Origin of the sequence: Microbacterium soli (assembly GCF_039539005.1) — a bacterium.
Taxonomy (GTDB): Bacteria; Actinomycetota; Actinomycetes; order Actinomycetales; family Microbacteriaceae; genus Microbacterium; species Microbacterium soli.
This window is the reverse complement of the sequence record NZ_BAABCP010000001.1, coordinates 1,933,473-1,955,983: the sequence shown is the minus strand read 5'-3', so window position 1 is coordinate 1,955,983 and position 22,511 is coordinate 1,933,473. Positions and strand designations below refer to the sequence as shown.

Sequence of the window (22,511 nt, the reverse complement as noted above, 5' to 3'; positions counted from 1 at the left end):
CAGTGATCCAGTGCTGCCAAGAGCACGGGAATGTGGAACCTGTCTATTCTGCCATGCCGGATTCAGGTACTGCAAACCCGGGCGTGTCGCGGCTCGTCCGGCGTGTCCCGGCACTCTTCGCGGCGCTGCTCCGCACGCCGCCCCGCGCCCTGCGGAGCATCCCCCGCCACCGCCACGACGGAGGGCGACGAGCCCGTGGCCCGCCGCCCTCCTCCGCTGCACGCGGTGTGCTTACTCGTTGCCGATCGACTTGTCCACGTTGTCGCGGATGTCGTCGATCTGATCGGCGGCGCCCGGAGCGACCTTCTTGGCGAAGTCGGCGACGCCGTCGAGGATCTTGTCGCTGATGCTCTCGGCCTGCTCGCTCCCCAGTGCCTCGCCGATCTTGTCCTTGTTCTGCTCGAACACTTCCTTGCCCCGGTTCACGAGATCTTCGATGCCCATGGTTGTCCTCCCCTGTCGATTCGCGCCGTTGTCCGCGCTCTTCATGTTCCTACGCGACCGCCGTCGGACGCAACGGGTTCGCGCAGGAACACCATCCCCGGACACGACGAAGGGGCCGCGCCCGCGGGCCCGGCCCCTCCTCGAGAAGCAGATGCTTACTTGACGACCTTGGTCACCGTTCCGGCGCCGACGGTGCGACCGCCCTCGCGGATGGCGAAGCCGAGGCCCTCCTCCATGGCGATGGGCTGGATCAGCTCGACGGCCATGTCGGTGGTGTCGCCGGGCATGACCATCTCGGTGCCCTCGGGCAGCGTGATGACGCCGGTGACGTCCGTGGTGCGGAAGTAGAACTGCGGACGGTAGTTCGTGTAGAAGGGGTTGTGACGACCGCCCTCGTCCTTCGAGAGGATGTAGGCCGTGCCCTCGAAGTTGGTGTGCGGGGTGATCGAGCCCGGCTGGACGACGACCTGCCCGCGCTCGACGTCCTCACGCTTGGTGCCGCGAAGCAGCAGACCGCAGTTCTCGCCGGCCCAGGCCTCGTCGAGCTGCTTGTGGAACATCTCGATACCGGTGACGGTGGTCTTCTGGGTCGGGCGAATGCCGACGATCTCGACCTCGGAGTTGAGCTTCAGCGTGCCGCGCTCGGCACGGCCGGTGACGACGGTGCCGCGACCGGTGATGGTGAAGACATCCTCGATGGGCATCAGGAACGGCTTGTCGCGGTCGCGCTCCGGGTCGGGAACGTTGTCGTCGACGGCCTGCATGAGCTCGAGGATCGAGTCGACCCACTTCTGCTCGCCGTTGAGGGCGCCCAGAGCGGACACCTTGATGACGGGAGCGTCGTCGCCGGGGAAGCCCTGCGACGAGAGCAGCTCGCGGACCTCGAGCTCGACGAGCTCCAGGATCTCCTCGTCGTCGACCATGTCGGCCTTGTTCAGCGCGACGAGCAGGTACGGCACGCCGACCTGCTTGGCCAGCAGCACGTGCTCGCGGGTCTGGGCCATCGGGCCGTCGGTGGCGGCGACCACGAGGATCGCACCGTCCATCTGAGCGGCGCCGGTGATCATGTTCTTGACGTAGTCGGCGTGGCCGGGGGCGTCGACGTGCGCGTAGTGGCGCTTCGGGGTCTCGTACTCGATGTGCGAGATGTTGATCGTGATACCGCGCTGACGCTCCTCGGGAGCGGAGTCGATGGTGTTGAAGTCGCGCTGAACGTTGACGTCCGACGGGTACTTGTCGGCAAGCACCTTCGAGATCGCGGCAGACAGCGTGGTCTTGCCGTGGTCGACGTGACCGATCGTTCCGATGTTGACGTGCGGCTTGGTCCGCTCGAACTTGGCCTTGGCCACTTGGTCCTCCTCAGGACGTTCGTGTAGAGATGGCCGGGCACTGGATTGCGGCCGGCTCCCTACTGATTTCGGTTTCTCAGTTTAGTGGAGAGTGAATGTGAAGTTGTGGGGTGCTCCTCCCGGGCCTTCTCACACGTTCAGGCACCGGGAGGAGCGGCAGGGCTCACTCGCCCTTGGTCTTCTGGATGATCTCGTCGGCGACGGCACGCGGAACCTCCGCGTAGCTGTCGAACTCCATCGAGTACACGGCACGGCCCGAGGTCTTCGAACGCAGGTCGCCGATGTAGCCGAACATCTCGGACAGCGGCACCTGAGCACGGACGACCTTCACGCCCTGTGCATCCTCCATCGACTGGATGGACCCGCGACGCGAGTTCAGGTCGCCGATGACGTCGCCCATGTACTCCTCCGGGGTGCGGACCTCGACGGCCATCAGCGGTTCGAGGAGCACGGGGTTGGCGCGGCGTGCCGCCTCCTTGAAGCCCATGGAACCGGCGATCTTGAACGCCATCTCCGAGGAGTCCACGTCGTGCGCGGCGCCGTCGACGAGGGTCGCCTTCACGCCCACCATCGGGTAGCCGGCCAGCACGCCGACGTTCATCGCGTCCTGGAAGCCGTGGTCCACCGACGGGATGTACTCGCGCGGGACGCGACCGCCGGTGACGGCGTTGACGAACTCGTAGGTCTGGTCTCCCGTGACCTCGAGCGGCTCGATCGTGAACTGGATCTTCGCGAACTGGCCCGAGCCACCGGTCTGCTTCTTGTGCGTGTAGTCGTGCTTCTCGACGGTCTTCTTGATCGTCTCGCGGTACGCGACCTGCGGCTTTCCGACGTTGGCCTCGACCTTGAACTCGCGCTTCATGCGGTCCACGAGGATGTCCAGGTGCAGCTCGCCCATGCCCTTGATGGTCGTCTGACCGGTCTCGGGGTTCAGCTCGGTGCGGAAGGTCGGGTCCTCCTCGGCGAGCTTCTGGATCGCCATGCCCAGCTTCTCCTGGTCGGCCTTGGTCTTCGGCTCGATGGCGACCTCGATCACCGGCTCCGGGAACGTCATCGACTCGAGCACGACGGGCGCGGCCGGGTCGGCGAGGGTGTCGCCGGTGGTGGTGTCCTTGAGGCCGATGACCGCGTAGATGTTGCCCGCGGTCAGCGCGTCGACGGGGTTCTCCTTGTTGGCGTGCATCTGGAAGATCTTCCCGATGCGCTCCTTCTTGCCCTTGGTCGAGTTGATGACCGCGGAGCCGGAGTCGAGGTGACCCGAGTACACGCGCACGTAGGTCAGACGACCGAAGAACGGGTGCACGGCGACCTTGAACGCGAGGGCCGAGAACGGGTCGTTGGCATCCGGGTGGCGCTCGACGACCTTCTCCTCGTCCTTCGGGTCGTGCGCCTCGATGGCGCCCACGTCCAGCGGGTTCGGCAGGTAGTCGACGACGGCGTCCAGCATCGGCTGCACGCCGCGGTTCTTGAACGCCGAGCCGCACAGCACCGGATAGATCTCGTTGGCGACCACGAGCTTGCGGATCGCGCCCTTGATCTCGGCGACCGTGAGCTCCTCGCCGCCGAAGAACTTCTCGAGCAGCGCGTCGTCGGTCTCGGCGACGGTCTCCAGCAGCTGCTGACGGTACTCCTCGGCCTTGGCCTTGAGGTCAGCGGGGATCTCCTCCACCTCGTAGTGGGCGCCCATGGTCACGTCGCCCTTGGAGTCGCCGGGCCACACCAGTGCGCGCATCTCGATGAGGTCGACGACGCCGATGAAGTCGTTCTCCGCGCCGATCGGCAGCTGCAGCACGAGGGGCTTGGCGCCGAGGCGGTTCACGATGGTGTCGACGGTGTAGTAGAAGTCGGCGCCCAGCTTGTCCATCTTGTTGACGAAGCAGATGCGGGGGACGCTGTACTTGTCGGCCTGACGCCACACGGTCTCGGACTGGGGCTCGACGCCCTCCTTGCCGTCGAAGACGGCGACCGCGCCGTCGAGCACGCGCAGCGAGCGCTCCACCTCGACGGTGAAGTCCACGTGACCGGGGGTGTCGATGATGTTGATCTGGTTCTTGTTCCAGAAGCAGGTCACGGCGGCCGACGTGATCGTGATGCCGCGCTCCTTCTCCTGCTCCATCCAGTCCGTCGTCGACGCGCCGTCGTGGGTCTCGCCGAGCTTGTGGTTGACACCCGTGTAGAACAGGATGCGCTCGGTGGTGGTGGTCTTGCCGGCATCGATGTGCGCCATGATGCCGATGTTGCGGACCTTGCTCAGGTCGGTGAGCACTTCTTGTGCCACGGGGGTTCCTCCGGGATGGTTCAGGAACGATCAGAGAATGGGAGCGGATGCCGCCTGTCGCGGCATCCGCTCGGCCCATTACCAGCGGTAGTGAGCGAAGGCGCGGTTCGACTCGGCCATCTTGTGGGTGTCCTCACGGCGCTTGACCGCGGCACCCAGGCCGTTCGACGCGTCGAGGATCTCGTTCTGCAGGCGCTCGGTCATCGTCTTCTCACGACGACCCTTCGCGTAGCTGACCAGCCAGCGCAGCGCGAGCGTGTTCGCGCGGTGCGGCTTGACCTCGACGGGGACCTGGTAGGTCGAGCCGCCGACGCGGCGGCTGCGGACCTCGAGGGTGGGGCGCACGTTGTCGAGCGCCTTCTTGAGCGTGGCGACGGCGTCCTGGCCGTTCTTCGCCTCGACGCCGCGGAGAGCGCCGTAGACGATCGACTCGGCGAGGGACTTCTTGCCGTCAACGAGGATCTTGTTCACCAGCGAGGTGACGATCGGAGCGCCGTATACCGGGTCGTTGACGACCGGGCGCTTGGGAGCGGGGCCCTTACGAGGCATCTGTCTCAACCCTTCTTCGCGCCGTAGCGGGACCGAGCCTGCTTGCGGTTCTTGACGGCCTGGGTGTCGAGCGCACCACGGACGATCTTGTAGCGGACGCCGGGGAGGTCCTTGACACGACCGCCGCGGACGAGTACCAGCGAGTGCTCCTGCAGGTTGTGCCCCTCGCCGGGGATGTAGGCGGTCACCTCGGTGCCGTTGCGGAGCTTCACACGAGCGACCTTGCGCATCGCCGAGTTCGGCTTCTTCGGGGTGGTGGTGTACACGCGGGTGCACACGCCGGCCTGCTGCGGATTCGCCTTCAGGGCGGGCGCCTTGGTCTTCGCGACCTTGGGCGAGCGGCCCTTGCGAACCAACTGCTGAATGGTTGGCACGTTCTCTCCTCGTAGTGCTGCACGGTGACAGCGTGATGGGTTTCACATCATGACCCACCGGCAGCGCGGAGCCGCGCAGCTTTTGGTGTGATGGGTATGCCGTGGGGGCGAATCGGCGTCTGCCTGCGCCCTGCGTGCGCGCACAGCCGTGCGCACACCCGGTCAAGTCTAATCCTGCACGGCCGCACCGGTCAAATGCCCGTCATCACAGGTTCCGCACGCACGCCACCACTTCTCGTTCGGCCCTCTCTCGGCGCTCGTCGGCCACCGCGGGCTACGGCGTGTCGGGGTCGAACGGCGAATCCAGTGCCTCGCTGAGCTCTGCCAGCATCGCCTCGATCTGCGGCTCCACGTACTGCGAGATCGCGGCCTGCACGCTCAGCCGGTGCCGCAGCAGTATCCCGCAGATCTCCCGACCGACCATGTTCGCGTACTCGTCGGCCAGGCCGACCTCCTGGCGCAGCGCAGCCTTGGCCTCCTCGCTCAGCGGCGGCAGCGGCGGCAGCTCGGCGGACGCCTCGTCGGCGAGGCCCGCGACGGTGAACAGGAACGGCGCACCCGGCACCGGATCCGGGTCCAGCGGCAGCCCCTCGTACTCCGGGTCGAGCCCCTCCGAGGGGCGGTAGCTGCGCGCACGGTTCCGGGCGGCCTGATCATCCAGCTCCGCCTGCAGCATCGGGAGATTCCGGGCGGTGTACTCGGCCACCGCGTGGTCGACGATGGCCTTGATGCGGATCGACAGACCGTGCTGCACCCCGTGCGGCACGTTCGACCCGATTCCCGCAGCGGAGAGGATCGGCGATCCCAGGCAGCGGCGGCACGGTGCGACCCGCCCCCGATGCGTGGCGGGCGCCCAGCGCGGCACCCAGCGCAGCCAGGCATCGACTGCCTGGCTCACCTGGGTTTCCAATGACCGCTCCACGGTTACAGGGTACGGCCCGTGGCGCGCAACCGGGCGGTGCCCGCGCGTGTCACTCCTCCTCGTCGCCCTCCCAGGGCCAGTGCGGCGCACTCGCCCTCGTACGGCGCAGGGCGATGGCGGACCATGCCGCCACGAGCGCGGCCGCCGCGATCACCAGGCTCGGCCCGCGGGTCACCAGCTGGGCGAAGGCCGCGAACGCGGCCGCCGTGCCCGCTCCGCTCACGAGCGCCGCCAGCCATACCACGACCAGATGCGCGACGGCAGCGACGAGGCCGACCGGCACGGCGGACAGGAACGACGCGCGCTCACGGACCAGCGACGGCCACAGCATCCAGGCGAAGACCGCGACGGCCGCGATCATGCCGACGATGCCCGGCCACCAGTCCAGCCCGGGGACGGCCAGGATGTCCATCTCGGCGAAGTAGCTCAGCATCCCGAGGCCGAGGATGTCCAGCGCCGCGAACAGCACGAAGCCGATGACCAGCGCCAGGAGCGCGGAGACCCCCGCCGGCGCCGTGCCGTGGGGATCGTCCGTGGTGGTCATGGCGCCACCCTACGCCGCACGGTCAGCGCAGAGCCGCGGGGCCGGCCTCGAGGGTGCGCTCGTACTCGGCCTGCGCCTCGGCGTTCAGCTCCTTCTTGTGCGCGCCGCTGCGCGCCACCCAGGCGCCGAACCAGATGGTCAGTTCGCGGGCGAACACGAACGCGGCGACGGCGAGGGGGGCGAGCATCTGCTCGTTCATCAGCTCGGCTGCCGCGCTGGGGGTCAGGCTCCAGAACGGCGCCTGGAAGAGCTGCCCCAGGATGTGGCCGCCGTAGGAGGCCGCAGCGACGAGGATGCCGAGGATCACCCACACGCCCCAGCGGGCGCGGTTCACGAAGGCGCCCAGCAGCCAGAAGGCCAGGAAGAACACGACGACGGGAACCCAGAACGACCAGGTGCCCAGCGCCACGACGGCCGCTGTGCCGACGTTCGCACCCGTGACGTCTCCCGCCAGGGCACCGAGGCCGAGGACGGCCCCGAGGTACAGGATCCCGAACGCCACGGCGGCGACGAGTCCGATCCCGCCTGCGGCGCCGCGGTTGCCCAGTTCCCGCGGCGGTTCGGGCGCCTGCACGAAGATCGGCTGAGGGGCCGCCGGCGGGGCGATCGGCTCGGCGGGCACGACCTGCGTCTCCGCCGCAGCGGCCGCAGCGGACGCAGCTCCGGCACCGGTCGCGGAGGCCTCCTCGACGATCACCGGGACAGGAGCCTCGGATGCCGATGCGGTGGCGACCGGCTCTGATGCGGTGGGAGTGACGGCGGAGCCGCTCTGATCGGCTGTGGCCGGTGCCGGGGCCCCGGCCTGCTCGGCATCCGTCTGCGCCGCGGCGGGTGCGCTGAAGGTGCCGGGGAAGTCGCGCTCGGCCGCCGCGAAGGCCGCCTCGTCGGGATCGACGGCGGGAGCGGTGCCGGTGGGTTCGTCCCCGCGCGCCGCCGCGGCGGCGTCGAGACCCTCGTTGGCGCTGCCGATGACGTCGTCGATCTCGTTCGGCTTGTCGTTCTGGGGGACCTCGGGGTCGCTCATGGCCTCGCCTCTCCTGAAGATGGTGCACAGTGAGGGTAACGCCCGCGGATTCCCCGGGGTCGGAGGCGTGCCGACGTGTCGGTGGTCTGCCCGACGCCGGGCTCCGATCGGCGCCCGGTGCTCAGCCTCGTGCGCCGCCGTCGAGGAGGTCGCCGAGGATCGCGAGCATGCCCGGGCCGGCGGGCAGGGACAGCCAGATGAGACCGGCGATCACGGCCGCGCACAGGATGCCGACGATCCAGCTCGCCGCCGTACTGCGCCCTCCCACTCGTGCCGTCATGACGACACCGTACGCCCGGCGGCGGCCCTCCGGCGGCATCCATGACCCGTGTCGCCTCCGCGACCGGGCACGGGCGGCGGATGCTCAGGACGCCGTGCGCCCCCGCATCCGCCACAGCAGCCACAGGCCGGATGCCGGGATGACCAGCACCAGCAGCAGGACGAGGGATGACCAGGAGAAGTCATAGGCGGTCGGGATCAGCGGAGTCGCCACCTCCGCCGCGCCGTCCCCCGACACCTCGTGCACCTCTCCCGAACTGACGGTCACGGATGCCGGCAGCGAGAAGAGCAGGAGGATCGCGAAGAACACCACGGGGGCGAGGATCGCCACCGTCTTCTCCCACGCACGCCACATGGTGCTCATGAGCACGAGCGCCACACCCACGAACCAACCCACCAGCGGCACGATGTAGCCGCCGAAGCTCAGCACCAGCGCGGCGACGATCGCGAAGCCGCGCGTGCGGCTCGCAGGGCCTCGGCCGGCTGAGGACGGCGGTGCGGATGCCGCGGGCGGCGGTGCCATCGAAGCCGCGTACGCGCCTGCATCCATCGCCTCCCGGGCGATCACGCCGGGATCACCCAGTTGCGCGATGCGGGCCTCGGCGGCCTCCGCATCCAGGCTGGAGAGTTCTTCGGCGATGCCCGCGCGGATCTCCGCGGCGACGCCGTGCGGCACATCCCGCAGCGCGACGTCGAGCCGGGCGAGGTAGTCGGAGACGGCTGTCATCATGAGGTTTCCTCTCCCACGAGGTGCGAAACGGTCTGCGCGAAGGGACGCCACTGCGTGCGGAACAGCGCGAGCTGGCCGACGCCGGCATCCGTGAGCCGGTAGTACCTGCGCACGGGCCCGGTGCCGGAAGGGCGCTCGAAGGTCGTCACCCAGCCGTTGTCGCGCAGGCGGCCCAGCAGCGGATACAGGGTGCCGATGCTGGCGATGAGCCCCGGTGCGGTGAGCGCGTCGGCCAGCTGCCAGCCGTACATCGGCTCGCGGGAGAGCAGGCCCAGCACGCAGTACTCGACCACCCCCTTGCGCATCTGCGCCCCCACGTCCACTGTCATGCATCACAAGCTAGCATGCATGGCAAGTCACCACAATCACCCGTCCCACCCGCTCGCTAGACTGCCGACATGGCTGACTCATCGTTCGACATCGTCTCCAAGGTCGACCATCAGGAGGCGGAAAACGCAGTGAACCAGGCTCGCAAAGAGGTCGAGCAGCGCTACGACTTCAAGGGCACCGACGCCTCCGTGGCGTGGAGCGGCGAGCAGATCCTCATCAAGGCCAACACCGAGGAGCGCGCCAGGGCTGTGCTGGATGTCCTGCAGTCCAAGCTCATCAAGCGCGGCATCTCGCTGAAGAGCCTCGACTCCGGCGAGCCCTTCGCGAGCGGCAAGGAGTACCGCATCGTCTCCTCCCTCAAGAACGGGATCTCCAGCGAGAACGCCAAGAAGATCAGCCGGATCATCCGCGATGAGGGTCCCAAGGGCGTGAAGAGCCAGATCCAGGGCGACGAGCTTCGCGTGCAGTCCAAGAGCCGCGACGCCCTGCAGTCCGTGATCGCGCTGCTGAAGGGCAGCGACCTCGACATCGACCTGCAGTTCATCAACTACCGGTAGCATCGCCGCCTCTCGCCTCGCCGAGCCGCCGGGTGTCCGCTGTCGCGTGACGCGCTAGAGTGCACGGTACGGGGCGTGTGGGGCGTCCCAGATATGGCTGTCTGGGGAGTGGGGATGATGGCGGGTGTCGAGCGACCGCGGACGGGGATCCGCGACAACGAGGTCAAGAAGCATCTGCTGGCCGAAGGAGTGTTCCAGCTCATCGCCGAGCGCATCATCGACGGCGACCTCGCCCCGGGCGCCCGGATCAGGGACGCCGACCTGGCCGCGGAGCTCTCCGTCTCGCGCACACCCGTGCGCGAGGCGCTGCAGCGGCTCGAGCGCATCGGACTGGTCGTGATGTATCCCAGTCGGTACACCGAGGTCAGCAGCGTCACAGACGACTCGGTGCACGCCGCGAGGGAGTTCGCCGGGTACCAGGCGGGCATCATCGCACGCCTTGCCTGCCCCCGGCTGACCGAGGATGATCTGGAGACGCTGTCGGAGCTGATCTCCGAGGTCTCACAGCACATCGACGACCCTGTGGCGTGCTCGCAGGCGCGGCATCGGGTCATCGACCACCTCGCCGCGCACGCGGGCAACCCGCTGCAGCAGACCCTGATCGACGACGCGACCCCCGCCCTGGCCAGAGCCCTGCGCGCTCTCCCCCTCACGCCGGAGCAGCGGCCGCGGGTGCTGACCGCGTACGGACGACTCGAGGACGCCCTGCGCGGCCGGAACGCGGATGCCGCGGAGCGCGCTTTCCGAGCGGTCTACGACGTCGCCTGACTCCGCCCGCCGCGGGAGGTCCCAGGGCGTCGGCGCGAGAGCGCCCATCCGGCGACCCAGCGGTCCAGCCGTGCGTAGGCCTCCTCCCTCGCCTCATGCCGGGAGAGGAACACGTCGTGCAGCGCTCCGTCGATGCGCTCGATCGTCACCGACGAGCCGAGCTTCAGCGCCGCGCGGGCGATCTCGTCGACGACCAGCACGCTGTCCGCGCGCGTCAGCTCATCGGACCAGCGCCGGGGCACGGCCGTCCGGGCGGAGAGGAGCACGCACACCGGCGCCTCGATGTCCAGCCCCGCCGCGACCGCACGATGGCCCTGCAGCACGGCGTGCAGCCACGCCGCGTGCACGGTCATGGACTGCACGGGCCGCCAGGCCAGGTCGATCTCCATCGGATCCAACGGATCGGCGACTTCGTTCTGCGCGCGCGTGTAGAAGCCCAGATCGACCTGCGGTGCCGCGTCCATCGGCCACCATCTCGCCTGCAGCTCGACCACCGGCGCGATCGCCGGGCGTGCGGCGCCGAGCTGGAACTCCAGCCACGGCGAATTGAGGATCACAGCGGCCGCCCGGCCCGGGTGCCGTGCCGCCCACAGGCTGAGCACCAGACCGCCCGTCGAATGCCCCAGCAGCACGAGCCGACGCCCGTCGGCCGCTCCCCTGGCATCCAGCGCCGCGGCGATGTCCGTGTCGTACTCGGCGAGGTCCGTGATGAAGCCGGGCGTCTGGCCCGGCCGCAGACTTCGACCGTACTTGCGCAGGTCCAGCGCGAAGAACCGGGCACCGCGCGAGGTCCAGAACCGGGCGAGACGCTTCTGGAAGAAGTAGTCCGACCACCCATGCACGTACAGCACGTCGACGTCCGCCAACGAAGCGGCCCGACGACGAATGCGCCACCAGGGCACGGCATCCGGGAGCGCACGCACGAGCGTCGCCACGACCTCGCCCTCGGCGTCCGATCCCAGCGGAAGCGTCAGCCGCTCGAACTCCTCGCCCAGGACGTCCGGAATCCACCCGCCTGCTGCGTCCATGCCCTCGGTCCCGCCTGCGCGGTGCCGTTCACTCCCCGCGCGAGACGCGCACCATCTCGTCGCGCGGCACGAGCTTCACGCGCTCGCGCTCATGCTCGTGCACCGTACCCAGCGCGATCTCGTGCGCATCCAGCCGGTGCCAGCCCTCCAGGTCCGTCCACTTCACGCCGCGCTCGGTCAGCAGCGTGAGGATCGCGTCGTCGGAGGGGTCCTCGGGCTGCCACCAGGAGCCCTGGTCATTGATGAGATGCTGCACGGTCTCCATGGCATCCGACTTGGTGTGGCCGATCAGTCCCACCGGACCCCGTTTGATCCAGCCGGTCGTGTAGATGCCCGGCACGCGCTGGTTCGACTTCGCCTCCAGCACCTGGCCCTCACGGTTGGGGATGACGCCGTGCTTCTTGTCGAAGGGGACGCCGGGCAGGGGGGATCCGAAGTAGCCGATCGCGCGGTAGAGACCCTGGATGGGGACTTCCCGCAGCTCTCCCGTCCCGACCGCGCCGCCCGCGCCGTCGGATTTCGTGCGCTCGTACACGAGGGCCGCGACACGGCCGTTCCCGTCCTTCTTCACCTCGACAGGGCGAGCCCAGAAGTGCAGGTGCAGTCGACGGGATGCCGTGCCGCCGGTGTTGTTGACCGAATCGAGCTTCCGCCACGACTGCATGATCCGGTCGATGACCATCACCTGCTTGTTGCTGGCCACGGCCTGCTTCGACGCCTCGTCGTAGTCGAAGTCCTCGTCGTAGACCACCATGTCGACGTCGCGCAGCTCACCGAGCTCGCGCAGTTCGAGCGGGGTGAACTTCACCTGCGCGGGCCCGCGTCGGCCGAACACGTGCACATCCGTGATCCTGCTCGCCTTCAGCCCCTGGTAGACGTTGTCGGGGATCTCGGTCTCCAGCAGGTCGTCGGCATGCTTGGCCAGCATGCGCGACACGTCCAGCGCGACATTCCCGTTGCCGATCACGCCCACGGACTCCGCGTCAAGATTCCATTCCGTCGGCACGTCGGGATGCCCGTCGAACCAGCTGACGTACTCCGCGGCGCCGAAGGAGTGGTCGGCGTCGATGCCGGGGATGTCCAGGCTGGAGTCGCGCGCGGCTCCGGTGGCGAAGATCACCGCGTTGTAATGCCGCTTGAGGTCGTCGAGAGTGATGTCGGTGCCGAAGCGCACGTTGCCGAACAGACGCATGTCGCCGTGGTCGATCACGTTGCGCAGTGCATTGATGATGCCCTTGATGCGCGGGTGATCGGGAGCCACCCCGTAGCGGACCAGCCCGTAGGGTGCGGGGAGCTGTTCGAACAGGTCGATGGCGACATCGAACTTGCGCTCCGCCTTGAGCAGGATGTCGGCGGCGTAGATGCCCGCCGGTCCCGCCCCGACGATGGCCAGCTTGAGCTTCGTCAATGGGGTTCCTTCCGTCAGCTGCTGCGGTCAGCGAGAGTCTGCGCGAACCGCGTGAGCGATTCGCGCACCGGGCCGCGGGGCAGCGGCGCCAGTGCGGCGACGGCGTCGGCCGTCCAGGCACGGGCCAGCTCCATGGTGCGGCGGGTGGCGTCGTGGTCGCGGAGCTCGGCGAGCGGGCCGTCGAGGACCGCGGGATCGGCTCCCTCCGCGATGCGCGCGACGCCCTCGTCGATGCGCACGGACAGGTCGATGTCGGCGGGCTCCGTGCCGGTGTTCAGCAGCAGGGATGGCATCGTCGGCACGCCTGCGCGCAGGTCGGTGCCGGGGACCTTCCCGGTCTCGGCGGCGTCCGCGGAGAGGTCGATGACGTCGTCGAGCAGCTGGAACGCCACCCCGACCTTCTCACCGTAGTCGCGCAGCGGCTCTTCGTACTCGGCCGGAGCGTCGGAGAAGATCACGCCGCCCTGCGTCGCGGCGGCGATGAGCGAGCCGGTCTTGTCCGCGAGCACCTGGATGTAGAACTCGATGGGGTCGTCTCCCGCCTGGACGCCCACGGTCTCGTGCATCTGCCCGAGCACCAGGCGCTCGAACGTGTCGGCCTGCAGACGCATGGCGCGCTCGCCATAACGGGACATGATCTGACTGGCCCGCGAGAACAGGATGTCGCCGGTGAGGATGGCGACGTTGTTGCCCCACACGCCGTGCGCGGCCGGCACGCCCCGACGGGTGTCGGCGCCGTCCATGACATCGTCGTGGTACAGGGAGCCGAGGTGGGTCAACTCCAGCGCCTTGGCGACGTCTATGACGGCGGGCACATTGCCCTGCCCCAGCTGCGCGGTCAGCAGCGTGAGGACGGGCCGGATGCGCTTTCCACCGGCCTCGTACAGGTAGCGGGCGGCGGCGTCCGCCACAGGATCCGCGATCCTCAGCTCCTCCGCGAGGCCCGTCTCCACGAGGTCGAGGCCCTCTTCGACATGTGCGGCGATGCGGCGTCCTGCGGTGCCGAGGAAGACGCGGTCGCTGAAGCCGAGACGGCTCGCCAGTCGCGGGCCCGGGGATTCTGGGCTCGAAGTCACGCCCTCCAGCCTACCTGCGCAGCGCGGAGTCCACGCCCGTCACCACGGGGTGCCCGGTGTCGTGCACAGACGAGGCGGATGCCTCAGGCGAGCGCGTCGATGAGCGGGCGGAACTTCACTCGGGTCTCCAGCAGCTCGGACTCGGGGTCGCTGCCCGCCACGATGCCGGCTCCCGCGTACGCCGTCACCCGGCGCACGCCGGACTCGTCGTCGGGGACGTCGCCGAACTGCGCGCACCGCAGCGCGATCGCCCACTCGCCGTCGCCGGACGCATCGATCCAGCCGACCGGCCCCGCGTAGCGACCCCGGTCGAAGGGCTCCAGTCGCCGGATCGCCGCGACGGCGGCGTCCGTGGGCGACCCCGCGACGGCCGCGGTCGGATGCATGGCGCCGACGAGGTCGAGGGAGGACTCCCCGTCGAGGAGCTCGCCGCGCACGTCCGTGGCGAGATGGAAGAGGTTGGGGAGCTCCAGCACGAACGGCTCATCACTGGCCGTGAGCGTGCGGGTGTGCGGGCGCAGGGCGGCGAGCACGCTGCGGACGGCGTAGCTGTGCTCGTCGAGGTCCTTGGCGCTGACGGCCAGCGCCGAGGACGCCGCGGCGTCGGCATCCGGATCCGCGCCGCGTCCGGTGGTGCCCGCCAGCACCCGCGCTGTGACCGTGCGGGTGTGCGTGGTGACGAGCGTCTCCGGACTCGCGCCGATGAGCCCGTCGACGGCGAACGTCCATGTGTCGGGGTAGTCGGTGGACAGTGCGCGCACGAGACGGCGCAGATCCGCATCGCCGGGAACGGTGCCGGTCACGTCGCGCGCGAGCACGACCTTGCTGTACGCGCCTGCGGCGATCTCGTCCAACGCCGCGCGCACGGCGTCCTGATACGCCTGCGGGGTCTGCGCACCGGGGCCGACGCGGCCGGCCCAGTGCGGGGCGAAGCCCGCAGGCTCGGGCACGGGCGCGAAGTCGTCCTCCTCGGCCCGGCGGATGCGGGTGATCCAGCTGCGTCCGTCCCGCCATCCGATCACGGTGCGCGGCACGATGAGGACCCCGGCGGAAACCGAGTCCTCGTCGAAGGGGAGCGCCCCGAAACCCACCGGCCCCGTGCCGGGCAGAGCCAGGGGGTCGTCGATCTCGGACGCCGCCATGGCCTCACGCCAGGCTGCCGCGACGACGCCCGAGCGCGGCCCGCCGTCGCCCGCTTCCACGCGAAGGGTCGCGGCGGTCCCGTCGCCGGCCGCCACGATGCCCTCGCCACGACGCAGCCAGGCGATCGGTGCGGAGGCGGAGGTGTGTGCCAGCAGATCATCGACGGGTGGGATCTCGCGGGTCTGCGCGACCAGGCGGATGCTGCTCACGCCTCCAGCCTACTGTTCGGTGCGGAGGTGTGAGGTGGACGCGTGTGCCGCCGTTCGGAGCATCCGTCCGGCCTGCGGCGTGTCGCGGCGCCTTCCGCATGAGACAGGCCGCGGGCGCGCTCAGGGCTCCGAACGGAGACTCTCAGCGAGCCGGGCGCAGTGCCTCGAGCCGGTCCAGCCAGGCATCCGCCGTCACGTCGTCGAAGGGCGGCACCTGTGCGCGCACGCGCCGCTCCAGGTCCACGGCGAGGGACTCCAGATGGGCGACCGTCTCGGGCGGGTAGCCGTAGCGGATGCTGTGCTCGGCCCACTCGTCCCGATCGTCGACCCAGGTTCCGCGCTCCCCCGCCACGCGAACGACGTCGAGGTCCATGTCGATCCCGGTGGCCAGGACCGGCCAGCCCGTCGCCGCATCCGTGCCGCCGTCCGTCCAGCGCACGTTCCAGGCGAGGTCGATGTAGACGCGCATGCCCTTCGGGTGGTCGCGGTGCACGGTCACGGCATGGTCGGCGCCGTGCGCGGCATCCGCATGCGGGATGAGCGTGACATCCGGGGAGACGGCGATGAACTCCCGCCCCGGACGGACACTGCGCCACCCGCTCGGCTGGCCCAGCCAGTCGCCCCACCGGTCGGAGCCGAGGTACACCTCCTCGTTGGCCCAGTGCGGTGATCCGTCCCATTTGCGCCATCGGAAGATCATCAGGGTTCCCGGCTCGGGACGCTTCGCGCTCACGCGCCGAGTCTACGACCGCACGGCTCCGCTCTAGGATCGAGGGATGGAGCCGAACCGCGCCGACCTCGACAGAGACCCCTCGCACGTCAGCAGCATGTTCGACCAGGTCGCCGCCGGCTACGACCGCACCAACACCGTCATGACCTTCGGCAACGACGCGCTGTGGCGTGCGGCGACGACGCGCGCCGTGGCGCCGCGGCGCGGCGAGCGCATCCTCGACCTCGCGGCGGGCACGGCGTCCTCCTCGGCGTCCCTGGCGGCCTCGGGCGCGCAGGTCGTGGCCGCCGACTTCTCCCCCGGAATGCTGGCCGAGGGCAGGCGGCGGCACGGGCACCTGCCCAACATCTCGTTCGTGGAGGCGGATGCCACGGCGCTGCCCTTCGGCGATGACGAGTTCGACGCCGTCACGATGTCGTACGGTCTTCGCAACGTGCAGCAGCCGAAGAAGGCCCTCACCGAGCTTCTCCGGGTGACCAGGCCGGGTGGGCGTCTGGTGATCAACGAGTTCTCCACACCCCCGAACCGCCTGTTCCGCAGGGTGTACAGGTTCTACAACGCGCAGGTGCTGCCGCGGGTGGCGCGCCTGGCCGGGACCAACGGCGACGCCTACGACTACCTCAACGAGTCGATTCGGGACTGGCCGGACCAGAGGACGCTCGCGGGCTGGATCCGCGAAGCGGGGTGGACCGAGGTCGCGCACCGCAACCTCACATTCGGCATCGTCGCACTGCACCGAGGGCGCAAGCCGCTGTCCTGAGGGCGCCGGTCGCTGTCAGGCCTGTCCGGTGCGTCGCCGTCAGCTGTCAGCGAGGCGCCGCTTCTCCTCCTCGACGTCGAAATCGGCGGCCGGCCACCGCGGATCGAGGTTCTCGAGCGCGTCGATCAGCAACTCCTGCACGGCCAGCCGCGCGTACCACTTGCGGTCCGCCGGCACGACGTGCCACGGCGCGTCCGGCACGGAGGTCCGGTCGAACACCGTCTGGTACGCGGCCATGTACTGATCCCACAGCCTCCGCTCGTCGACGTCCCCGGGGTTGTACTTCCAGCGCTTGTCGGGGCGGTCCAGCCGCTCCATCAGCCGCTGCTTCTGCTCGTCGCGCGAGATGTGCAGCATGACCTTGACGATGCGGGTGCCGGATGCGGCGATGCCGCGCTCGAAGTCGTTGATGGCGCCGTAGCGGCGCTCGATCTCGTCCTCCGGAGCCAGTTCGCGCACACGGCCGATGAGCACGTCCTCGTAGTGCGACCGGTCGAACACGCCGATGAAACCGGGCCGCGGGAGCCTCTTGCGGACGCGCCAGAGGAAGTCGTGCTCGAGCTCCTCCGTCGTCGGCGCGCCGAAGGACGCGAGCTCCACGCCCTGCGGATCGACGCCGCCGACGACGTGGCGGACGATGCCGCCCTTGCCCGCGGAGTCCATGGCCTGCAGCACCAGCAGCACGGACCCCTCGGCTTCACCCGCACGGGAGCCGGCGAACAGTCGCTCCTGCAGGTCGCCGAGCTCCTCCCGCCGTGCGGCCAGAAGCCGCTCTCCGGCCTTCTTCCCGCCGTCGAAGCCGGGAGTGGCGTCCGGATCCACGCCGCTCAGGCGGAAGCCGTCGCCCACTCGCAGCGTCTCACCGGGGTCGGTCGTCCATGCGTGCTTTCCCATGCACACATCATGCCGTCCGGGGCCGACAGGGCGCGCCCGGGCGAATCGGCGGTTCGGAGTGTCGGAGGCCCCGTGCACAATCGGAGCATGGACACCTCGCTTCTCGTGATCGTCGTCGCGGCTCTCGTCGCGGCTCTCGCCGGCGCGCTCGGCTTCGTGCTCGGCGTGCAGCGCGGCCGTGGGGCGGATGCCGAGGTCCGTGCGGAGACGACGGCGGCGCGGCTGCGCGTCACGGCGCTGGAGCAGGACGTGGCGGCGGCGCGCGCGGAGACCGCCGCGCGCGTTCAGGAGGAGCGGATGCTCGGGGACGAGCGGATCGCAGAGGCCCGCAGACTCGGCGAGGCCGCCGTCGCGGACGCCCGCGCACAGGCGCAGGCGCGGTTGGAGCAGGAGCGCGCGCAGCACGCCGAGCGGCTGGAGGAGCTCCGAGCAGATCAGAAGCGGCTCGCCGACGAGTTCGACGCGCTGAGCAGACGTGCACTCGAGGCCAATTCGAAGGCGTTCCTGCAGCAGGCGGAGGAGCGCCTCAAGCGCAGCCAGAGCGAGGGCGCGGCCGAGTTGCAGAAGCGGCAGGACGCCGTGCGGCAGCTCATCGAGCCGCTGCAGAAGACCCTCGAGACGGTGAAGACCGAGATGACGACGGCGGAGAAAACGCGCCTGGAGGCCAACGCGGCGCTCACCGAGCAGCTGCTGTCCATGCGCCGGACATCCGAGACGCTGGGCGCGGAGACTCGAAACCTCGTGAACGCCCTACGCGCGCCGCAGGTGCGCGGTCGCTGGGGCGAGCTGCAGCTGCGGCGCGTCGTGGAGGCCGCGGGCATGGTCAACCACGTCGACTTCGACGAGCAGCTGCATCACGTGACCGACGACGGCGCGCTGCGTCCGGACATGGTCGTGCACCTGGCGGGCGACAAGCGCGTCGTGGTGGACTCCAAGGTGGCGTTCAACGGCTACCTGGAGGCCATGGAGGCCACCGACGACACCGTGCGGGCGCAGCGGTTGCAGGCGCACGCGCGCCACCTGCGCAAGCACATCGACGACCTGAGCGCCAAGGAGTACTGGGACGCCGTGGCGGGCTCCCCCGAGTTCGTGGTGATGTTCGTGCCCGCCGAGCCCTTCCTCGCCGCGGCGCTCGACCAGGACTCGACGCTGTACGAGTACGCCTTCGAGCGGAACGTCGTGATCGCCACCCCCTCGACCCTCATCGCCCTGCTGCGCACCGTGGGGCACGCGTGGCGGCAGGATCAGCTCGCACACGAGGCGCAGCAGATCTTCACGGTGGGCAAGGAGCTGCACAAGCGTCTGGGCACCCTCGGGGCGCATCTGGCCAAGCTCGGCAGGAGCTTGAACTCGACGGTCGACGCCTACAACCGCTTCGCCGGGTCCCTGGACCGCAATGTCGTCACGCAGGCACGCAGGTTCAGCGCCCTGCAGGGGCTCGAGGACGTGCTCACCGACACCTCCCCCGTCGAGGCGCAAGCCGTGCCCCCGCAGAAGTCCGACCTGTACGAGGACGCGGATGACTCCGAGGGCCGGGACGCCATCGAGAGCCACGACGCCATCGAGGGCGGACGGTATGCGGGTGCCGACCTCGGCGAGATCACGCAGCGCCTGGACTGAGTCGCCGGGGCCGCGGTCAGCGCTCCAGCGGCACCTCGATGATCTGCGGCTTCGCCGGCGGCGACGTCAGTGCCTGCTCGAGCGCGGACCGGGTGGTGACCCGGGTGAACTCCCAGCCGTAGGCCGCGGCCACCTGCGCGAGGTCCACCGCCTGCGGCGTGTAGAACGCGCGGTCCAGATCCGCCGTCGGAGCGGATGCCGCGACCTCGAGCCCGTCGAAGATCGTCCCGCCACCGTCGTTGCCCACGACGACCTGGATGCGCGGCGGCGGCTCGTCGGCCGGCAGCAGCAGAGCCCCCACGTCATGCAGGAGGGCGAGGTCGCCGAGAAGCGCCCGGGTCACACCGGCGGCGCCCGCCGCCTGACTGGCCAGGGCGACGCCGATCGCCGTCGCCACAGTGCCGTCGATTCCGGCCAGACCGCGGTTGGCGTGCACGGGCACCTTCTTCCCCCCGAGCACCTCGTCGGCGACGCGCACGAGCCGGGAGGACCCGAACACGAGGCGGTCATGCGGCCAGGTAGCCCGCCACACGGCATCCACGAGGATCTCCCGGTCCACCCGCCGCCGCACCGCGTCCAGCTCGGCGCGCACAGCGCTCAGCCGGGCCGCCTTGTCCTCCGAGGACAGTCCGTCGTGATCGGGCGCCGGCGCGCTGAGATCGACCACGGCCGCCGCCGACGCGTTCATCCAGGCGCCGAGCCACTGCCGGTCCACAGGCCCCGCGGCGACCGTCACAGAGCCGACCGCCCGCGTGCGTCCGTTGAGATTCAGGTCCTGGCCACCACGACGCACCGCGACGACCTCGAGGTCGCTGCGAGCCAGCAGAGCCGCCACCTCGCGGCTGAGCGTGGGATGTCCGAACACGACCACCCGCTCGATGCGGCCGCCCAGCGCATCGTCGCCCAGCAGACGACGGTAACCGTGCACCACGAGTCGGCCATAGCGCGCACCGCTGACGATCTCCGCGATCATCGGCCAGCCGCCCCGGTGGGACAGCTCCTCGGCATCCGGCCCGGCATCCGCGCCCGCGATCACGATCGTACGCGGACCGCGTTCCAATGCGACGGGCTCCGGCACGGGCACGACGGGCGCGGCACCGGGCTCCACCGCGACATCGGCGCCGGGATCGCCCGACAGCGGCTCGCGGGTGGGGAGGTTCAGCTGCACCGGCCCCGCGATGCCCGGCAGTCCGGAGCCCTCGACCCCCGTCGCCGCGGCGACCACCTGCGCGGCGAGCCCCGACCACACGGCTGCCGCCGCGCCGGGAGCGGCGGGACCGGGTACGGGTGCGTCCACCGCCAGCCGCACGAACGACCCGAACAGGCCGGGCTGAATGGTGGCCTGGTTCGCTCCGACGCCGCGCAGCTCCGGCGGGCGATCGGCTGTCAGCAGCAGCAGCGGCACCCCGGCGTGGAAGGCCTCCATGGCCGCCGGAAGCAGGTTGCCCGCGGCGGTGCCCGACGTGCACAGCACCGCGACGGGCAGACCGGACTCACGAGCCAGACCCAGGGCCGTGAACGCGGCCACCCGCTCGTCCACTCGGACGTGCACGCGCAGCACCCCCCGCCGGGACAGGTCCATCGCCGCCAGGGCGAGCGCCTGGGACCGCGATCCGGGAGAGAGCACGAGATCGCGCAGTCCGCTCCCGACGAGCTCGGCGAGGAGCCCGGCCGCCGCCTCGGCGGCAGGAGACGCCGTCACGAGCGCGGATCCGCGCCGTCTGCTTCGTCGTCCAAGCGGGACAGCTCCGCCTCCAGCTCGCGGATGCGGGCGTCCTGCTCGGCGTTGCCCATCCGCCGCAGCACCTGCGGGTCATCATCCGGAGGAACCACGTAGCCGGTGTCGACCTCGCCGGCGGCCAGCCGACCGAGCGTGAACCACAGGATGCCGCCGATCACCGGGAGCAGCAGAACGATCAGCACCCACGCGGCCTTGGAGACGCCGCGGTGCCGCTCCGCCGGCTGCACAGTGCAGTCCACGATGCTGAACACCCAGAACACCACGGCGAGAAACCCGCCGATGATCAGGAGACGTGCCATGCCTCCAGTGTAGGCATGGCCGCAACGGCGGGACCCGACGTGTCATCGGCGGCGCACAGCCTCCGCCTAGCGAGCGCTCCTAGACTTGCCCCGTGAAGAAGCTGCCACCCCTCCTCGTCTACACCGTGCTGCGGCTGCTGGCCTTCCTCGTGCCGCTCGCGATCATGTGGCTCTTCTTCCCCATCTTCCGCGAGTTCTGGTGGCTGGCGGCGCTGTTCGCGGCGCTGATCGGCATGAGCATCTCGCTGATGTTCCTGCGCACGCCGCTGTCGGACGCCTCCCGCGCCATCTACGCCAAGCGCAATCGGCAGGGCACCGATGAGGACGTGGAGGACAGCGCGACCGAGGAATGATCCCGCTTCGCCAGGACGCGCCCGACCGCACCGGAAGGTGCCTCATGGATGGTCTCAGGCGACGAGCGCCCAGTAGATCAGCGCCGCATACCCGACCGATGACAGCGAGGTCAGGCTCAGCACGATGACGAGCTCCCCGGGTGCGCGGTAGGTCCAGACGATGAGGATCGCCGGGATGATCGCCAGCAGCACCAGCAGCGACATCCAGGCCACCGGGTACAGCAGCAGCGCGAAGACCGCCGCGATCAGGAACGGCACGATCACGAGCACCGTGTACAGCGACTGCGTCGCCCGCCTGCCGATCAGCACCGTGAGCGTGCGCTTGCCCGCCTCGCGATCCTGGTTGATGTCGCGCAGGTTGTTGGCCAGCAGCACCGCGCAGGCGAACAGTCCCGCAGCCACCGCCGCCAGCCAGGCCTCCAGCGGCAGTGCGAAGGACTGCACCCACGTGGTGCCCAGCACGGCGACCAGCCCGAAGAACACGAAGACGAACAGCTCGCCCATCGCGTTGTAGCCGTACGGGCGTCTGCCCCCGGTGTAGAACCAGGCGGCGACGATGCAGGCGGCGCCGACCAGCAGCATCCACCACTGCTGCGTGCGAACCACGATCGCGAGTCCTGCGACGGCGGCGAGCGCGAAGAAGACCAGAGCCGTGATCAGGACGTGCTTCGCCGGAACCCGACCGGATGCCGTGAGCCGGGCCGGCCCCACCCTCCGGGCGTCCGTGCCGCGGACGCCGTCGCTGTAGTCGTTGGCGAAGTTCACGCCGATCTGCAGCAGCACCGCCACCGCCAGGCACGCCAGGGCGAGGACCCAGTGCAGCGCGTGATCGGTCACCTGCGCGGCCGCCGTGCCGAGCACGACGGGTGCGACGGCGAGCGGCAGGGTCCGCAGGCGCGCCGCGCCGACCCACTCGCCGAACGTGACCGGTCCTGCCTCGATGACAGGACGCTTCGCCGGATTGCCGCTGGTGCGCCGCGGCTTCGTGCCGGAGCGCTTCTTCTTGGTCGAGGACGCCACGGTCGGCATCCTACTGGCCCACGGCGCGCCCCCGCCTCCGCGCGTTGCGCGGGGCCCACGGCGTGAGCACGGGAGACGGTAC

At 69.9% G+C, this 22,511-nt stretch carries 25 protein-coding genes; 5 read left to right on the top strand and 20 right to left on the bottom strand.

Annotated features, from left to right (window positions below):
• Window positions 1-231: 231 nt before the first annotated feature.
• The 11 genes from ABD770_RS09075 to ABD770_RS09025 form a co-directional block, all read right to left on the bottom strand.
• Window positions 232-444: a hypothetical protein gene (locus tag ABD770_RS09075; RefSeq protein WP_344819227.1), complete on the bottom strand. Its 213-nt coding sequence runs from the start codon at window positions 442-444 to the stop codon at window positions 232-234.
• 155 nt (window positions 445-599) lie between these two features.
• Window positions 600-1,793 (bottom strand): elongation factor Tu, encoded by a 1,194-nt coding sequence (gene tuf, locus ABD770_RS09070; protein WP_344819226.1) that lies wholly within the window; start codon window positions 1,791-1,793, stop codon window positions 600-602.
• 163 nt (window positions 1,794-1,956) lie between these two features.
• Window positions 1,957-4,071, bottom strand: a complete 2,115-nt coding sequence (gene fusA, locus ABD770_RS09065; protein WP_344819225.1) for an elongation factor G — start codon at window positions 4,069-4,071, stop codon at window positions 1,957-1,959.
• 78 nt (window positions 4,072-4,149) lie between these two features.
• On the bottom strand, window positions 4,150-4,620 hold the full coding sequence (rpsG, locus tag ABD770_RS09060) for a 30S ribosomal protein S7 (protein WP_017201608.1): 471 nt from the start codon (window positions 4,618-4,620) through the stop codon (window positions 4,150-4,152).
• A 5-nt stretch (window positions 4,621-4,625) separates the two neighbouring features.
• Window positions 4,626-4,994 carry a 30S ribosomal protein S12 gene (rpsL, locus tag ABD770_RS09055; RefSeq protein WP_071044913.1) on the bottom strand — a complete coding sequence of 123 codons (369 nt, stop codon included), beginning with the start codon at window positions 4,992-4,994 and terminating at the stop codon, window positions 4,626-4,628.
• A gap of 274 nt (window positions 4,995-5,268) precedes the next feature.
• Window positions 5,269-5,916 carry a spermidine/putrescine ABC transporter substrate-binding protein gene (locus tag ABD770_RS09050; protein WP_344819224.1) on the bottom strand — a complete coding sequence of 216 codons (648 nt, stop codon included), beginning with the start codon at window positions 5,914-5,916 and terminating at the stop codon, window positions 5,269-5,271.
• Window positions 5,917-5,965: 49 nt separating this feature from the next.
• Entirely contained in the window at window positions 5,966-6,460 is a 495-nt protein-coding gene (locus tag ABD770_RS09045; protein ID WP_344819223.1) for a hypothetical protein, read from the bottom strand.
• Window positions 6,461-6,482: 22 nt separating this feature from the next.
• A complete protein-coding gene (locus ABD770_RS09040; protein ID WP_344819222.1) occupies window positions 6,483-7,484 on the bottom strand; it encodes an ABC transporter in 1,002 nt (333 codons plus the stop codon).
• Window positions 7,485-7,605: 121 nt separating this feature from the next.
• Complete coding sequence (locus ABD770_RS09035) at window positions 7,606-7,764, bottom strand: hypothetical protein (RefSeq protein WP_344819221.1); 159 nt, start codon at window positions 7,762-7,764, stop codon at window positions 7,606-7,608.
• Window positions 7,765-7,848: 84 nt separating this feature from the next.
• Window positions 7,849-8,493 carry an HAAS signaling domain-containing protein gene (locus tag ABD770_RS09030; protein ID WP_344819220.1) on the bottom strand — a complete coding sequence of 215 codons (645 nt, stop codon included), beginning with the start codon at window positions 8,491-8,493 and terminating at the stop codon, window positions 7,849-7,851.
• Window positions 8,490-8,822: a PadR family transcriptional regulator gene (locus tag ABD770_RS09025; protein ID WP_344819219.1), complete on the bottom strand. Its 333-nt coding sequence runs from the start codon at window positions 8,820-8,822 to the stop codon at window positions 8,490-8,492. Before ABD770_RS09025 ends, ABD770_RS09030 begins: the two co-directional genes overlap by 4 nt.
• Window positions 8,823-8,891: 69 nt before the next feature.
• Between ABD770_RS09025 and ABD770_RS09020 the strand changes: the two genes are divergently transcribed.
• Window positions 8,892-9,380 (top strand): YajQ family cyclic di-GMP-binding protein, encoded by a 489-nt coding sequence (locus ABD770_RS09020; RefSeq protein WP_344819218.1) that lies wholly within the window; start codon window positions 8,892-8,894, stop codon window positions 9,378-9,380.
• A 93-nt stretch (window positions 9,381-9,473) separates the two neighbouring features.
• The gene (locus tag ABD770_RS09015; RefSeq protein ID WP_344819217.1) at window positions 9,474-10,148 is read left to right on the top strand and encodes a GntR family transcriptional regulator; all 675 of its coding nucleotides are present in this window, start codon (window positions 9,474-9,476) and stop codon (window positions 10,146-10,148) included.
• Here the strand turns inward: ABD770_RS09015 and ABD770_RS09010 are convergent.
• The 5 genes from ABD770_RS09010 to ABD770_RS08990 form a co-directional block, all read right to left on the bottom strand.
• A complete protein-coding gene (locus ABD770_RS09010) occupies window positions 10,133-11,176 on the bottom strand; it encodes an alpha/beta hydrolase (RefSeq protein WP_344819216.1) in 1,044 nt (347 codons plus the stop codon). The two genes, ABD770_RS09015 and ABD770_RS09010, sit on opposite strands and share 16 nt — an antisense overlap.
• A gap of 28 nt (window positions 11,177-11,204) precedes the next feature.
• Window positions 11,205-12,584: an FAD-dependent oxidoreductase gene (locus tag ABD770_RS09005; RefSeq protein ID WP_344819215.1), complete on the bottom strand. Its 1,380-nt coding sequence runs from the start codon at window positions 12,582-12,584 to the stop codon at window positions 11,205-11,207.
• Between the two features lie 14 nt (window positions 12,585-12,598).
• Window positions 12,599-13,660: a polyprenyl synthetase family protein gene (locus tag ABD770_RS09000; RefSeq protein ID WP_344819214.1), complete on the bottom strand. Its 1,062-nt coding sequence runs from the start codon at window positions 13,658-13,660 to the stop codon at window positions 12,599-12,601.
• Between the two features lie 83 nt (window positions 13,661-13,743).
• A complete protein-coding gene (locus ABD770_RS08995; RefSeq protein WP_344819213.1) occupies window positions 13,744-15,012 on the bottom strand; it encodes an isochorismate synthase in 1,269 nt (422 codons plus the stop codon).
• Window positions 15,013-15,154: 142 nt separating this feature from the next.
• On the bottom strand, window positions 15,155-15,745 hold the full coding sequence (locus tag ABD770_RS08990) for a DUF402 domain-containing protein (RefSeq protein ID WP_344819212.1): 591 nt from the start codon (window positions 15,743-15,745) through the stop codon (window positions 15,155-15,157).
• Window positions 15,746-15,788: 43 nt separating this feature from the next.
• Here ABD770_RS08990 and ABD770_RS08985 point away from each other — a divergent pair, with 43 nt between their 5' ends.
• Window positions 15,789-16,502 carry a demethylmenaquinone methyltransferase gene (locus ABD770_RS08985; protein WP_344819211.1) on the top strand — a complete coding sequence of 238 codons (714 nt, stop codon included), beginning with the start codon at window positions 15,789-15,791 and terminating at the stop codon, window positions 16,500-16,502.
• A 39-nt stretch (window positions 16,503-16,541) separates the two neighbouring features.
• Here the strand turns inward: ABD770_RS08985 and ABD770_RS08980 are convergent, their stop codons facing one another.
• Complete coding sequence (locus tag ABD770_RS08980; RefSeq protein ID WP_344819210.1) at window positions 16,542-17,396, bottom strand: polyphosphate kinase 2 family protein; 855 nt, start codon at window positions 17,394-17,396, stop codon at window positions 16,542-16,544.
• A gap of 87 nt (window positions 17,397-17,483) precedes the next feature.
• On the opposite strand from ABD770_RS08980, the gene ABD770_RS08975 reads away from it, so the two are divergent.
• The gene (locus ABD770_RS08975; RefSeq protein ID WP_344819209.1) at window positions 17,484-19,016 is read left to right on the top strand and encodes a DNA recombination protein RmuC; all 1,533 of its coding nucleotides are present in this window, start codon (window positions 17,484-17,486) and stop codon (window positions 19,014-19,016) included.
• Between the two features lie 16 nt (window positions 19,017-19,032).
• Here the strand turns inward: ABD770_RS08975 and menD are convergent, their stop codons facing one another.
• Both menD and ABD770_RS08965 read right to left on the bottom strand, forming a co-directional pair.
• Window positions 19,033-20,718 (bottom strand): 2-succinyl-5-enolpyruvyl-6-hydroxy-3-cyclohexene-1-carboxylic-acid synthase, encoded by a 1,686-nt coding sequence (menD, locus tag ABD770_RS08970; protein WP_344819208.1) that lies wholly within the window; start codon window positions 20,716-20,718, stop codon window positions 19,033-19,035.
• On the bottom strand, window positions 20,715-21,056 hold the full coding sequence (locus ABD770_RS08965; RefSeq protein ID WP_344819207.1) for a PLD nuclease N-terminal domain-containing protein: 342 nt from the start codon (window positions 21,054-21,056) through the stop codon (window positions 20,715-20,717). Before ABD770_RS08965 ends, menD begins: the two co-directional genes overlap by 4 nt.
• Window positions 21,057-21,148: 92 nt before the next feature.
• Between ABD770_RS08965 and ABD770_RS08960 the strand changes: the two genes are divergently transcribed.
• A complete protein-coding gene (locus tag ABD770_RS08960) occupies window positions 21,149-21,409 on the top strand; it encodes a DUF4229 domain-containing protein (protein ID WP_344819206.1) in 261 nt (86 codons plus the stop codon).
• Window positions 21,410-21,463: 54 nt separating this feature from the next.
• On the opposite strand, the gene ABD770_RS08955 is transcribed toward ABD770_RS08960, so the two are convergent.
• The gene (locus ABD770_RS08955; protein WP_425562747.1) at window positions 21,464-22,438 is read right to left on the bottom strand and encodes a 1,4-dihydroxy-2-naphthoate polyprenyltransferase; all 975 of its coding nucleotides are present in this window, start codon (window positions 22,436-22,438) and stop codon (window positions 21,464-21,466) included.
• Window positions 22,439-22,511: the final 73 nt, after the last annotated feature.